Source organism: Streptomyces griseofuscus (assembly GCF_014673495.1).
GTDB lineage: Bacteria > Actinomycetota > Actinomycetes > Streptomycetales > Streptomycetaceae > Streptomyces > Streptomyces murinus.
Window position 1 is genome coordinate 5,803,535 of record NZ_CP051006.1, and the last position, 13,870, is coordinate 5,817,404.

Consider the following 13,870-nt stretch of genomic DNA (forward strand, 5'->3'; position numbering starts at 1 on the left):
GTCGAGCCTGGGACGAGCTTGAACCAGAGCAGGGGGTTGCCATATGGACAGGCGCTCTCAGCTTCGGAAGCTGCGGTCAGTTAGCGACGCGATGCAGGAGACGGTCCGGGCTGCCATCGAGGAGTCCAAGGAGCGGTGACACACCGCCGCAACCCCCCTTTCGTAATCGCCCCGCATGGTTGATCGTTGGGCCGTGCGTGGAGGATCGACGTCAGGGGGAGTGCATGACGATCAGCCGTAGGACGCTGCTGGGTGCGGGTGCCGGGATCGGAGTGGGGGTGGTGAGTGGTTGTGGGTCCAATACCGGGCGTGGGGGCGGGAGTTCCGGTGGGGTGCGGCTTGCGCAGTGGTATCACCAGTACGGGGAGGCCGGGACCGAGCAGGCGGTGAAGCGGTATGCCGCGGCCTATACGAAGGCGCGGGTCACCGTGCAGTGGCGGCCCGGGAATTACGATCAGCAGACGGCCGCGGCGCTGCTCACCGATTCCGGGCCCGATGTGTTCGAGGTCAACGGGCCCTCGCTCGACCAGATCCAGGGCGGACAGGTCGAGGATCTGACCGCGTTGCTGGACGGGGTCAAGGGCGACTTCAATCCGGCGGTGCTGGCGCCGAAGACGTATCAGGGGAAGGTCTACGGCATTCCGCAGACCGTTGACATGCAGATGCTCTACTACCGCAAGAGCATGTTGCGGGACGCGGGGGTCGAGCCGCCGCGGACGCTCGATGAACTCGTCGACGCCGCGAAGAAGTTGAGCAACAGCAAGGTCAAGGGACTCTTCCTCGGCAATGACGGCGGTGCCGGGGTGCTCGGCGGGACGCCCCTGTACGCGGCCGGGCTTCAGCTGGTCACCCAGGACGGGAAGGTCGGGTTCGACGACCCGGCGGCGGCGCGGGCGCTCGGGAAGCTGAGGGAGCTGTACGCCGGCAAGGCGCTGCTCCTCGGCGCGCCCACCGACTGGTCCGACCCGTCGGCCTTTCTCCAGGGGCTCACCGCGATGCAGTGGTCCGGGCTGTGGGCGCTGCCACAGGTGCAGAAGGAACTCGGGGACGATTTCGGGGTGTTGCCGTTCCCGGGGGAGGAGACTCAAGGGAAGCCGACGGTTCCCGTCGGGGCGTACGGGGCAGCCGTCAGCGCGCGCAGCAGGCACAAGGAGGCGGCGAGAGAGTATGTGAAGTGGCTCTGGGTGGAACGGACCGACTATCAGGAGGATTTCGCGCTCGGGTACGGCTTCCACATCCCCGCGCGGATCTCGCTCGCGAAGAAGGCCGGCAAGCTGAGGACCGGCGCGGCCGCCGACGCCGTACGGTTCGCCACCGAGCACGGGTACGCCCAGCCGCTGCTGTGGACCCCCGCCTCCCAGACCGCCTACCAGGACGCCCTGAGCCGGATCATCAAGGACGGCGCGAACCCGGAGAGTGAACTGCGGGGTGTCGTACGGAAGGTGTCCGCGGAACTCGACCGGGTCAAGCACACCTCGTGAGGCGCCGCAGGGCTCTCTGGTTCTGGGTGTTCGTCGGGCCCTTCGCGGCCGGGCTCGCGCTGTTCACGTACGTCCCGCTGCTGTGGAGCGTCGGGCTGAGCTTCTTCGACGCGCACAACACCGTGACGCCCACGGACTTCGTCGGCCTGGACAACTACACGGCGATGCTGAAGGACGGCGCGTTCACCGGGAGCCTGCGCACCTTCCTCCTGTTCACCGCCTTCATCGTGCCCGTCACCTTCGCCCTCTCCCTGGCCCTCGCGCTGATGGTCAACCGGGTGCGGCGGGCCCAGGCGTTCTTCCGCTCGGTGTTCTTCCTGCCGGCCGCGTGCAGTTACGTCGTGGCCGCGCTGATCTGGAAGATGTCGATCTTCAACGGGGTGCGCTTCGGGCTCGCCAACACCGTTCTCGGCTGGTTCGGCACCGACCCCGTGGCCTGGCTGTCCACCACCCATCCGCCCTGGTACTGGCTGGTCATCGTGACCGTACGGCTGTGGCTCCAGGCCGGGTTCTACATGATCCTGTTCCTCGCCGGGCTCCAGCGGATCGATCCGGTGCTGTACGAGGCCGCCGCCGTGGACGGGGCCCGGCCGGGCTGGACGGTGCTGCGGCACATCACCCTGCCCCAACTGCGCGCCACCTCCGTCGCGGTGGTGCTGCTGCTCGTCATCAACGCCTTCCAGGCATTCGACGAGTTCTACAACCTGCTGTCGGACGCGCGGGGTTATCCACCGTACGCCCGCCCGCCGCTCGTCTACCTCTACTACACCGCCCTCGGCCAGGGGCAGAACCTGGGGCTCGGCAGCGCGGGCGCCGTGATCCTCGCGCTGATCATCGCGATCGTCACGGTGGGGCAGGCGCGCTGGCTCAAGCTCGGGAAAAGCGGGGAGGAATGAGGAGGAGTGAGGACGATGGATGACGCCCTGGTGAGGGTCGGGCGGGCGCTGCGGGCCGTGGTGCTCGTCGTGCTCGCACTGCTCTTCCTCATCCCCTTCTATCTGCTGGTGCGCAACGGGCTGTCCAGCGAGCGGGACATCACCTCGCCCGAATGGACCTTCTTCCCCACCGAGTTGAGATGGGGGAACGTACGGGAACTGTTCGACGACCCCTCCGTACCGTTCGCCCGCTCGCTGCTCAACTCCGCCCTGATCGCCGTCGCCACCACCCTCGGCACTCTGCTGCTCGCCTCCCTCGCGGGGTACGGCCTCGCCCGCATCCCCTACCGGCACGCGAACAAGGTGTTCTACGGCATCCTCGGCACCCTGCTGGTCCCGGCCGCCGTCACCTTCGTACCGACCTTCGTGCTGGTGTCCTCCCTCGGCTGGGTCTCCACGCTGCGCGGGCTGATCGTGCCGACCCTGTTCTCGGCGTTCGCCTGCTTCGTCTTCCGGCAGTACTTCCTGGGATTCCCGCGAGAGTTGGAGGACGCGGCCCAGGTCGACGGGCTCGGCTACTGGCGGACGTACTGGCTGGTGGTCGTGCCCAACGCGCGGCCGGTGTTCGCGGCGGTCGGCACCATCGTCTTCCTCGGCGCCTGGAACTCCTTCCTGTGGCCGCTGGTGATCGGGCAGGACCAGAACGCCTGGACGGTCCAGGTGGCGCTGTCCTCCTTCACCACCGCCCAAGTCGTGCGCCTGCACGAACTGTTCATCGCGGCGGGCGCCTCGATCCTGCCGCTGCTGGTGGTGTTCCTGTGCTTCCAGCGCTGGATCGTGGCGGGGGTGGAGCGCTCCGGCATCGACTGAGGCCGAGACGGAGACTGAAGAGGGGGGTGGGACGGCGGCTCAGCGGCTGCCGGTCAGATGGGCGAAGACCACCACATTGCCCTGGTAGCCGGTGGTCTTCGAGTAGCCGCCGCCGCAGGTGATCACGCGCAACTCGGGGCGGGAGGCGGCGCCGTAGACCTTCTGGTCGGGGAAGTCGCGGGCGGCGTAGACCTCGACGGCGTCCACGGCGAACTCGGCCACCGTGCCGTCCCGGCGGTCCACCTCGATCCGGGCGCCCCGCTTGAGCGCGCCCAGATTGTAGAAGACGGCCGGCCCCTCCGTGTTGTCCACATGTCCGGCGACGATCGAGGTCCCGCGCTCGCCCGGCGTGGTCCCCGCCTCGTACCAGCCGGCCAGATTCTTGTTCTGCGCCGGCGGCACGTCCAGGCTGCCGGAGGAGGTGAGGGCGAGGCCCATCAGCGGGGCGTTCACGCGGATGGCCGGGATACGGATGCGCAGCGGCGGGGACGGCGGCAGCGAGGGCGCGGACAGGCGCTCCTCGCCGGGGTCGGGGCGGCCCTCGGCGGCCGCCGGCTGCGGGGGAGTGTGCGACTGGCCGCCCAGCAGCCAGACCCCAGAGGCGAGGGCCACGACGGTGACCGCGGCTATCGCGGTGTCCCCGAGCCGCCGGGAGCCGCGCCCGCGGACTCCGCGGATGCCACGGGTACGGCTCCCGGTCGGACGTGTGCTGCGCATACGAACCCCTCTCCCGGGAGCGGACCCCCGAACTGGGCCTGGGGCGGATCCCCGAACTGGACCCGGGGTGGACCCCCTCCCCCTCCGGGCCGCGAGGGGCATCGGACCCGGAGGGGGCGGGACGTGCGGTACCGGCGGACGGACAGCGGAGGGTGTCCGTCAGATCCCGTCGCCTCTCGCCCGGCGATGCAGGAGCCAGGTACCGCCCGCGGCGGCGACGGCCAGCGCCGTCACGCCCGCCGCGGTCTGCACGGGGTCGGGACCGAGCGCGCCGCCGACCCCCGTCTTCAGGCTGCCCCGCGGCTGCATCTGCTCGTGCGCCGCGCCGAGGGCAACCACCAGGTCGCCCGTCACCTGTCTGCTGCCCTCCGCACACTTCGCGACGATCTCGTACGTCCCCGGCTGCGCGCTGGGCGGCACCTGGAACTGACCGATCGCCTCGCCCTGGTGCGTGGTGGGCGCCAGGGTGAAGACACCGGCGCCGACCGCGCCCGCGTCCCCGGTCGCGCCGCCCTTGTCCCCGCAGGCGGCGGTGTTCACCGTGACCTGTCCGCCGGGGATCGCGGTGGACGGGTACACCTCCAGACTGCCGGTAGGGGCGCGCACGGGGCGCGTGGCCGCGGCGCCGCCGTAGGCGGGCGCGGCGGCGAGCGCCGCCGTTCCCACGGCGAGCGCGGTACCGGTCAGCAGACGGGCGGTGCGGCGCATGGTGCTCCCCGAAGCTTGTCGAGCTTGTCCGACTGGTGTGTCCCCTGCCCTTCCGAGGTAAAGGGCTCGCGCCGGGATTCGCTTGCCGAGAGATCGGCCGGACTGCGGTGAACGGGTGGCGGGCGCGGCGGCCATACGGCTGAGCCGTGGCGGAGTCGGGGCAGGTCAGGGGTGGTGTGCCGGGGAGCACAAGAAGAAAGTACGAAGAACACACGAATGGAGCGACGAGGGGCCGTTGAACGGGTGACCGGGTGGCCAGCTGAGTGACGGGACGTCAGCCGGGCCCGGGGGTATGCCTCCGGGCCCGTACCGCCGACCGGTTCGGTCAGTTGACGTTGACCGCGCTCCAGGCCGCCGCCACCGCGTTGTACTCCGCGCTGCCCGCGCCGTAGAGGTCCTTGGCCGCGTTGAGGGTGGCCGTGCGGGCGCCCGCGTAGTTGGTGGAGGACGTCATGTAGACCGTCAGTGCCCGGTACCAGATCTTGCCGACCTTGTCGTGGCCGATCCCGGTGACCGTGGAGCCTTTGTACGTGGGCGAGTTGTAGCTGACGCCGTTGATGACCTTGGCGCCGCTGCCCTCCGCGAGGAGGTAGGCGAAGTGGTTGGCGACGCCGGAGGAGTAGTGGACGTCGAGGTTGCCCACCGAGCTGCTCCAGTAGTCGGCCGAACTGCCGTCCCTGGAGGGCTTGTCCATGTAGCGCAGGGCGGTCCCGCCGAAGCCGGGGCGGACGATCTGCTCGCCGATGAGGTAATCACCGGGATCCGAGGGGTTGTTCGCGTACCACTCGACCATCGTGCCGAGGATGTCGGAGGTGGCCTCGTTCAGGCCGCCGGACTCGCCCGAGTAGGTCAGGCCGGCCGTCTTGGAGGTGACGCCGTGCGACATCTCGTGCCCGGCGACGTCCAGCGCGACCAGTGGCCCGAAGGTGGTCCCGTCACCGTCGCCGTACGTCATGCAGAAGCAACTGTCGTCCCAGAAGGCGTTGTTGTAGTTGCTGCCGTAGTGGACGCGGTTGTACGAGCCCTTGCCGTCGCCCGCGATGCCGTTGCGGCCGTGGACGTTCTTGTAGTAGTCCCAGGTCTCGTCGGTGCCGTACTGGGCGTCGACCGCGGCCGAGGAGCGGTCGGCGGTGGCACCCGTGCCCCAGTGGTTGTCGGTGTCCGTGAACACGGTCGAGGGCGCACGGCTGATGCAGATGCCGAAGATGCACAGATCGGTCTTGTTCGCGGCGTCCCCGGTGTAGGTGTTGCCCCGGGTCGGGTCCTTGAGCTGGTACGACGATCCGGACTGGGTCGTCTCCAGCGGCACCGTGCCGCTGTACAGCGACCGGCCGTCGCCGGTGGCGGTCTCGATGCTGTCCCAGGCGTCGATCCGGGCGCCGGTGCGGGCGTCGGTCAGCACGGTGCGCGCGACCGGGTTGCCGAGCGAGTCCAGAGCGACCGCGTCGGTACGCCAGGCCAGCCTGGGGGTCCCGTGCAGCGCGTCCACGATCAGCTGCGGCTTGGCTTTCACCTGCCGGAGCCGGTTCCCGAGGTTGGCCGCGCGCAGCGCGTTCGTCGCGAGGTCGGCGGCCTCGGGCGCGGACACCTCGGGCGTGGTCGAGGGCAGTGCGAGCGCGGCGCGGCTCGCCCGGTCGGCACCCCGGTAGCCGCCGTCCGCGCCGATGTGGACGACGAAGTCGCCGCCCAGCACCGGGAGTCGGTGATAGGTACGGTCGTAGCGGACGTGCTGGCTGCCGTCCTTGTCCACGATCACGTCGCGGACGCTCGTGGCCTGCGCGGAGTCCAGCCCCAGGCTCGACGCGTGCGCGCGGAGCGCCGCGGCCGCGTGCTGCACGGCGGCGGCCCGGCTGGGTCTGGGGGCGGCATGGGCGGCGGGGGAGAGGGTGACGGCCAGCAGGGTCGCGCTGCTGACGGCGACACCGGCGGTGGCGAGACGACGGGATCCTCGGACGTGCTGCCGTATTCGGCTCATCTGTCTCCTCGGAAAGGGCGCCATCCAGGCATGGGGGGATGACGCTGGACGCCCCTGAGATTTAAGGGGGCATGACAATTAATGTCCATAGGGAGTTCACAGGAAGGGGAGAAGGGGCCCTTGTCCGGCCTGTTCCGACTGCCTGTCGGCTACTGCCGGTTCAGGGAGCGGGTGATGCCCGCCGCGATCGTCGTGGCCAGCACCCAGCCCAGCGCGATCAGCAGGTACGACAGCCACTGGAAGCCGCCGCGCGGGGCGTACGCGCTCTCCTGGCCGAAGTCGATGATCGGCAGAAGCAGGTCCAGGGTGTAGAAGAGCGGGTTGAAGGCGGGGGCCTCGGAGGGTTTGAGGGCGGGCGGATGGTGCAGGGCGAAGACGAGGGTGCCCGTGCCCAGCAGCAGGAGGAGCCAGAGCGCGGCGCGCATCGGACGGAAGCCGTAGCCGACGGCGGCGTCCTGGAGGTAGCCCCACAGCCGGGCGTACACCGGCAGGGTGCCGCGGCGGCGGCGGAGCTTGGCGAGCTGGACGGTACGGGCGGCGTCGTCGTCGCCCACCGTGCGGTAGGCGGTGGTCAACTGCTCGTAGGGGTACGGGAGATACCCGTCCGGTTCGCGTTCCAGCAGTGGCAGCCGCTGTTCGGGGGGCAGGTGCGGGGTCAGCACGCGGTAGGCGAGGCCGTCGAGTTGGACCCGTTCGGGCCATACCTCGGGCGGCACATGCAGCAGATCGAGCTGGGCGCGGCGCAGATTGACCGTGCCCTCGATCGGCGCGGCCGAGCGCAGCCACAGCTCGCCGACGACCGCGCTGCTGGCGCGCAGGGCATGGCCGCCGGGGTTCGACAACCGGGCGTACGCCAGGTTGAGTTGGCGGGGGATGCGGGCGCCGCTGAGGTTCACCCGGCCCAGGGCGCGCAGCCGCATCGCGTGCAGATCGGTGCCGACCGCGAGCACCTCGGCGTGCAGCGCGGTGCCACCGGGGGCGTCGAGCACCGCGTCGTTGAGATTCACCTGGCCGCCGACGACGGCCCCGTTCAACTGCACCGTGCCGTGCGCGACCAGCCCCGGCGCCCAGACGTCCGTGGCCACCTCGGCGTGGTTGAGCTGGAGCACGGCCTCCTCCGGGTCCGCCCCGGGCGCCCCGAGCCGCGCCCCGTTGGCGAAGAACGCCCCGGCCAGCTTGGCGCCCTGGAGCCGTACCGGGCCCGCGATGCGGCAGCAGGTGATCCGTAGGACCCCGTCGGCGCGCAGCGTCCCGGCCGTCAGCCCCGGCAGCACCGAGTCGGTGAGGACCAGGGCGCTGATCCGCGCCCCGTACAGGTCGGGCGCCTGCTCGAAATGGCAGGCGCGCAGCCGGACGGCGCAGGTGACGGTGCCGTACTTCAGGTCGAGCCGCCCGGTGACGCGGGCGCCCGCCACCTTCAGGCCCGCCGTACGGCCCTCCGCCACCGGGCCCGCCAGCAGCAACTCCCGCAGGAATCCGGCCCGTAGGGTCCGCTCCGGCCCCCAGTCCGCGCCCCGCCCGGGATCGTCCTCATCGCCCTCCCGGAAGTCGACCCCCTCGCCGAGCGGGAAGGCGTCACGGACCCGGCGCTCGGCGGGCGTCAGATCGGTGAGGTCCATGGGCTCAGCCCTGCTCGCGCCGGCTCGTACGCGGACTCCCCGCCCCGGCCAGGGCGTCGGCGACCCCCTTGTCCCGGGGCCCCAGGAATTTCGGGTCCGGGCGGAAGACCGTGTCCAGCAGTGCCTTGTCCGCCGCGAACACCTCGCGCGTGCCGCCGTAGTACCAGGTCGCGTCGTGCGGCTCGTCGACCCCGACGCCGTACGAGTCGATGCCCGCCGCCTCGCACAGCGCGACCGCCCGCCGGATGTGGAAGCCCTGGCTGACCAGGACGGCACGGTCCACGCCGAAGATCTTCTTGGCCCGTACGCAGGAGTCCCAGGTGTCGAAGCCGGCGTAGTCGCGCACGATCCTGCCGCCCGGCACACCGTGCTTGGTGAGGTACGTGCGCATGGCGTCCGGCTCGTCGTAGTCCTTGCGGCTGTTGTCCCCGGTGACCAGGACGACCTCGACCCGGCCCGCGCGGTACAGCGCCGCCGTCGCGTCCAGGCGGCGCGCGAGGTAGGGCGAGGGCTCCCCGTTCCACAGCCCGGCCCCGAACACCACCGCGACCGGCGCGGTCGGCACGTCCGCGACCGTGCGCAGCCGGTCCGCCGTGGAGGTGAACAGCCAGGCCCCCGGCAGCAGCACCAGCACACAGCCGGCCACCACGGCCCGCACCAGCCGCCGCTGCCCGGTACGGGTGCGCGGCAACCGCGGTCTCCTGATCCTCATACGGCCCCCCTCGGCACGAACACGGCCCTCCTCGGCACGAGAACGGCCCCCTCGGCGAGGACGCCACCGGAGGCCGTCCGGTTCGCCTCGGTGTGCGAATCCGCCCCGCCGGGACGGCCGAATTCCCGCTCCCGCCATACGACTGGGCCACCCGGCACCCCCCATTCGTCACCCCTTGCGTCTACTGTCGAATCATGGAAGGCAGCGCACCCCCCGGCCCCTGCGGCCCCGACCCCTACGGACCCGCGGACCTGGAGCGCTTCGCGCCCGAACCCGACAAACGCCCCGGCCGCACCGCCTTCCAGCGCGACCGCGCCCGCATCCTGCACTCCGCCGCGCTGCGCCGCCTCGCGGGCAAGACACAGGTCGTGACGCCGGGCAGCCACAGCCAGGTCTGGGACGCCAGCCCCCGCACCCGGCTCACCCACTCCCTGGAGTGCGCCCAGGTCGGCCGGGAACTGGGCGCGGCCCTCGGCTGCGACCCCGACCTCGTGGAGGCCGCCTGCCTCTCCCACGACCTGGGCCATCCGCCCTTCGGCCACAACGGCGAACAGGCACTCAACGCGTTCGCGGACGACTGCGGCGGCTTCGAGGGCAACGCCCAGTCGCTGCGGCTGCTCACCCGCATCGAGCCCAAGCGGTTCACCGAGCGGGGCTCCGTCGGCCTCAACCTCACCCGCGCCGCGCTCGACGCCGCCACCAAGTACCCCTGGCCGCGCGGCGCCCACCCCAGCGACCCCGGGTCCGGGAAATTCGGTGTGTACGAGGACGACCGCCCGGTGTTCGACTGGGTCAGGGCCGGCGCCCCCGGCACCCGTACCTGCTTCGAGGCCCAGGTCATGGACTGGTCCGACGACGTGGCCTACTCGGTGCACGACGTCGAGGACGGCCTGCACGCCGGCCACATCGACCCCAACTGCCTGCACGCCGAGCCCGAACGGCAGGCCGTGTTCGAGGTGGCCATCGGCCGCTACGTCCCCGCCGGCACCGAACCGGCCGAACTCGCGGACGCCCTCGACCGCCTCCAGGACGCCGAGTGGTGGCCGCACGGCTACGACGGCACCGCGGTCGCCCAGGCCCGTCTGAAGGATGCCACCAGTCAGCTCATCGGACGGTTCTGTCTGGCCGCCGAGGGCGCCACCCGCGCCGCCTACGGAACCGGCCGGCTCACCCGCTACGACGCGCGTCTGGTCGTGCCCAGGGAGACCCGGATGGAGTGCGCGGTGCTCAAGGCGGTCGCCGACCGGTATGTGATGCAGCGCGCCGAGCAGGAGCGACTGCGGGCCGATCAGCGGGTGATCGTGGCGGAGCTGGCCGAGGCGCTCACCGCCCGCGCGCCGGACGGCCTGGATCCGCAGTTTCGGGCCCTGTTCGACGGGGCATCCGACGACCACGCGCGCAAGCGGGTGATCGTCGACCAGATCGCATCCCTCACCGACGCCTCCGCGCTCTCGCTGCACGCGAGACTGACCGGGCATATGTGAGAGGAACGTGCACCGGGTGGCCTGATCGGGTCACCCCCCCTTCCCGCGGCACGCCGTGTGCGGGACGCTCGCGGGTGGCGGCACCCTTACGAGGAGGCATACAAGTGGTCGACGCGGATCAGACATTCGTCATCGTCGGAGGCGGCCTCGTCGGCGCGAAGGCGGCGGAGACGCTCCGCGCGGAGGGCTTCACCGGCAGGGTGATACTGATCTGCGACGAACGCGACCACCCGTACGAGCGACCGCCGCTGTCCAAGGGCTTCCTGCTCGGCAAGGAGGAGCGCGACAGCGTCTTCGTGCACGAACCCGCCTGGTACGCGCGCAACGACATCGAGCTGCACCTCGGCCAGAGCGTCGACCGCGTCGACCGCGGGGCCAAGACCGTGCGCTACGGCGACGACGGCACCCTTGTCCGGTACGACAAGCTGCTGCTGTGCACCGGCGCCGAACCGCGCCGCCTGGACATCCCCGGCACCGATCTCGCGGGCGTGCACCATCTGCGCCGGCTCGCGCACGCCGAGCGGCTCAAGGGCGTGCTGGCCTCCCTCGGCCGGGACAACGGGCATCTCGTGATCGCCGGCGCCGGCTGGATCGGCCTGGAGGTCGCGGCGGCGGCGCGCGAGTACGGCGCGGAGGTCACCGTGATCGAGCCGGAGCCGACCCCGCTGCACGGCGTGCTCGGGCCCGAGCTGGGCAATGTCTTCGCCCAGCTGCACAGCGGGCACGGGGTGCGCTTCCAGTTCGGGCGGCGGCTCACCGAGATCATCGGCCAGGACGGTCTGGTCCTCGCGGTACGCACCGACGACGGCGAGGAGCACCCGGCGCACGACGTCCTCGCGGCGATCGGCGCGGTGCCGCGGGCCGCGCTCGCGGAGGCGGCGGGCCTGGAGATCGCCGACCGGGCGCACGGCGGCGGGATCGTGGTGGACGAGCGGCTGCGGACGTCCGACCCCGACATCTACGCCGCCGGTGACGTGGCCGCGTTCCCGCTGGAGCTGTTCGGCACCCGGATCCGGGTCGAGCACTGGGCCAACGCGCTCAACGGGGGACCGGCGGCGGCGCGCTCGATGCTCGGGCAGGACACCGTGTACGACCGGGTGCCGTACTTCTTCACCGACCAGTACGACCTGGGGATGGAGTACAGCGGCTGGGCGCCGCCGGGGTCGTACGACCAGGTGGTCATCCGGGGCGACATGGGCAAGCGGGAGTTCATCGCGTTCTGGGTGCGCGAGGGGCGGGTGCTCGCGGGCATGAACGTGAATGTGTGGAACGTCACGGAACAGATCCAGCGGCTGATCCGGTCCCGGGCCCAGGTGGACTCGGACGCGCTGGCCGACCCGCATGTGCCGCTGGACCACCTCGTCCCCTGAACCCCCGAAGCCCCGGAGCGCTCCTTCCGCCACCGTAGAATTCATCCGTGGCAGGACGGATCAACGACGAGGACGTGAAGGCGGTACGGGACGCGGTCCCGATCGACGCCGTGGTCTCCGAGTACCTCCAGCTGCGCAACGCGGGTGGCGGCAACCTCAAGGGACTGTGCCCGTTCCATGACGAGAAGTCGCCGTCCTTCCAGGTCAGCCCCAGTAAGGGACTCTTCCACTGCTTCGGGTGCCAGGAGGGCGGCGACACCATCACCTTCGTGATGAAGGTGGACCACCTCTCCTTCTCGGAGGCGGTGGAGCGGCTCGCCGCCCAGGCCGGGATCACGCTGCGGTACGAGGAGGGCGGGTACAACCCGGCCTCCCAGCGCGGCGAACGCATCCGGCTGGTCGAGGCGCACAAGATCGCCGCGCAGTGGTACGCCGAGCAGCTGGCGGACAGCGCGGAGGCGGAGACCGGCCGGGTCTTCCTCGCCGAGCGCGGCTTCGACCAGGGCGCGGCGGTGCACTTCGGCGTCGGCTACAGCCCCCAGGGCTGGGACCACCTCACCCGCTATCTGCGCGGCAAGGGCTTCAGCGACAAGGAACTGATCCTCTCCGGCCTCTCCCAGGAAGGCCGGCGCGGACCGATCGACCGCTTCCGGGGCCGGCTGATGTGGCCGATCCGGGACATCGGCGGCGAGGTCGTCGGCTTCGGCGCCCGCAAGCTGTACGAGTCCGACAACGGGCCCAAGTACCTCAACACCCCCGAGACCGCGATCTACAAGAAGTCGCAGGTCCTCTACGGCATCGACCTGGCCAAGAAGGAGATCGCGAAGTCCAGCCGGGCGGTCGTGGTCGAGGGCTACACCGATGTCATGGCCTGCCATCTGGCCGGGGTGAAGACGGCCATCGCGACCTGCGGTACGGCCTTCGGCGGCGAGCACATCAAGATCCTGCGCCGGCTGCTGATGGACAACGGCTCGGCCCGGGTGATCTTCACCTTCGACGGTGACGCGGCCGGCCAGAAGGCGGCGCTGCGGGCGTTCGAGGACGACCAGAAGTTCGCAGCCGAGACGTACATCGCGATCGCGCCGGACGGCATGGACCCCTGCGAGCTGCGGCTCGCCAAGGGCGACGAGGCGGTGGCCGACCTGGCCGAACCCCGCACACCGCTCTTCGAGTTCGCGCTGCGGCAGGTCGTCAGCCGGTACGACCTGGACACCTCGGGGGGCCGCGCCGCCGCCCTGGACGAGGCCGCGCCGATCGTGGCCCGGATCAAGAACAGCGGCGCACAGCACGAGGTCGCGGTCGAACTGGCCGGGCTGCTCGGCATCCTGGACACGCAGTTCGTGGTGCGCAGGGTGGCCCAGCTGGCCCGCTGGGCGCGCGACCGGGGCGGCCGGGGCCCGGCGCAGGACCGGCCGCGCGGCGGCGATCAGCAGTGGGTGCAGGCCCCGCGCGCCGCCAGCTCGGGACCCGCACTCACGCTGCGCAACCCGGTGTACGCCGCCGAACGCGAACTCCTCAAACTCGCCCTCCAGCGGCCCGAGTTGGTCTCGCCCGCCTTCGACGCGTACGGGGTGGACGAGTTCACCGCCCCGCCTTACGCCGCCGTACGGCAGACCATCGCGGAGGCGGGCGGCGCGGAGTTCGGCGTGTCCGATCCGCAGGAGTACCTGGTCCGGGTCCGCGAGGCGGCGCCGGACGACGCCGCGCGCGCCATGGTCACCGAACTCGCCGTCGAGCCGATCCTGCGCCGCACGGTCGACGAGACCTACGCCGGCACCGTCCTGGTCCAGATCCGCCGCCGCGCCGTCGAACGCCGCATCCGCGACATCGAGTTCCAGATGACCCGCCTCTCCTCCGGCGGCGACCCGGGCCAACTGGCCGCCGTCCAGAACGAGATGTGGATCCTCCAGCAGTACGACCAGTCCCTGCGCGAACGGGGCGCGGCGGCGCTCTAGGGGCCGTCGAGGCGCTCCTCGGACGGGCGAAGTCAGCAGCGGGTCACGGATCGGACGCAAAAAGTCACCGCACACCCCTCGTGGCGGTGATGTGTCGTACTCCA

11 protein-coding genes are annotated in these 13,870 nt (G+C 71.2%); 6 read left to right on the top strand and 5 right to left on the bottom strand.

The genetic code is table 11. From position 1 onward, the window contains the following. Positions 1 to 224: 224 nt before the first annotated feature. Genes HEP81_RS26315 through HEP81_RS26325 form a run of 3 tightly spaced genes read left to right on the top strand, consistent with a single transcriptional unit; the run spans position 225 to position 3,226 of the window. On the top strand, positions 225 to 1,481 hold the full coding sequence (locus HEP81_RS26315; protein ID WP_190276037.1) for an ABC transporter substrate-binding protein: 1,257 nt from the start codon (positions 225 to 227) through the stop codon (positions 1,479 to 1,481). Further along, the gene (locus HEP81_RS26320; RefSeq protein WP_037655188.1) at positions 1,478 to 2,377 is read left to right on the top strand and encodes a carbohydrate ABC transporter permease; all 900 of its coding nucleotides are present in this window, start codon (positions 1,478 to 1,480) and stop codon (positions 2,375 to 2,377) included. Before HEP81_RS26315 ends, HEP81_RS26320 begins: the two co-directional genes overlap by 4 nt. 15 nt (positions 2,378 to 2,392) lie before the next feature. Next, a complete protein-coding gene (locus HEP81_RS26325) occupies positions 2,393 to 3,226 on the top strand; it encodes a carbohydrate ABC transporter permease (RefSeq protein ID WP_037655190.1) in 834 nt (277 codons plus the stop codon). A 39-nt stretch (positions 3,227 to 3,265) separates the two neighbouring features. Here the strand turns inward: HEP81_RS26325 and HEP81_RS26330 are convergent, their stop codons facing one another. The 5 genes from HEP81_RS26330 to HEP81_RS26350 form a co-directional block, all read right to left on the bottom strand. Then, a complete protein-coding gene (locus HEP81_RS26330; protein ID WP_078967342.1) occupies positions 3,266 to 3,943 on the bottom strand; it encodes a class F sortase in 678 nt (225 codons plus the stop codon). Positions 3,944 to 4,102: 159 nt separating this feature from the next. Beyond that, positions 4,103 to 4,651, bottom strand: a complete 549-nt coding sequence (locus tag HEP81_RS26335; protein WP_037655191.1) for a hypothetical protein — start codon at positions 4,649 to 4,651, stop codon at positions 4,103 to 4,105. Positions 4,652 to 4,976: 325 nt separating this feature from the next. After that, positions 4,977 to 6,626 (bottom strand): M4 family metallopeptidase, encoded by a 1,650-nt coding sequence (locus HEP81_RS26340; protein WP_037655193.1) that lies wholly within the window; start codon positions 6,624 to 6,626, stop codon positions 4,977 to 4,979. A 149-nt stretch (positions 6,627 to 6,775) separates the two neighbouring features. Then, entirely contained in the window at positions 6,776 to 8,245 is a 1,470-nt protein-coding gene (locus HEP81_RS26345; protein ID WP_037655195.1) for a hypothetical protein, read from the bottom strand. Positions 8,246 to 8,249: 4 nt separating this feature from the next. After that, on the bottom strand, positions 8,250 to 8,957 hold the full coding sequence (locus HEP81_RS26350) for a SanA/YdcF family protein (RefSeq protein ID WP_037655197.1): 708 nt from the start codon (positions 8,955 to 8,957) through the stop codon (positions 8,250 to 8,252). 194 nt (positions 8,958 to 9,151) lie between these two features. Between HEP81_RS26350 and HEP81_RS26355 the strand changes: the two genes are divergently transcribed. The 3 genes from HEP81_RS26355 to dnaG all read left to right on the top strand — a co-directional run bounded on the left by HEP81_RS26355 (position 9,152) and on the right by dnaG (position 13,766). Beyond that, on the top strand, positions 9,152 to 10,441 hold the full coding sequence (locus tag HEP81_RS26355; protein ID WP_037655199.1) for a deoxyguanosinetriphosphate triphosphohydrolase: 1,290 nt from the start codon (positions 9,152 to 9,154) through the stop codon (positions 10,439 to 10,441). A 104-nt stretch (positions 10,442 to 10,545) separates the two neighbouring features. Further along, positions 10,546 to 11,811 (top strand): NAD(P)/FAD-dependent oxidoreductase, encoded by a 1,266-nt coding sequence (locus tag HEP81_RS26360; RefSeq protein WP_037655202.1) that lies wholly within the window; start codon positions 10,546 to 10,548, stop codon positions 11,809 to 11,811. Between the two features lie 47 nt (positions 11,812 to 11,858). Beyond that, entirely contained in the window at positions 11,859 to 13,766 is a 1,908-nt protein-coding gene (gene dnaG, locus HEP81_RS26365) for a DNA primase (protein ID WP_037655204.1), read from the top strand. Positions 13,767 to 13,870 lie beyond the last annotated feature (104 nt).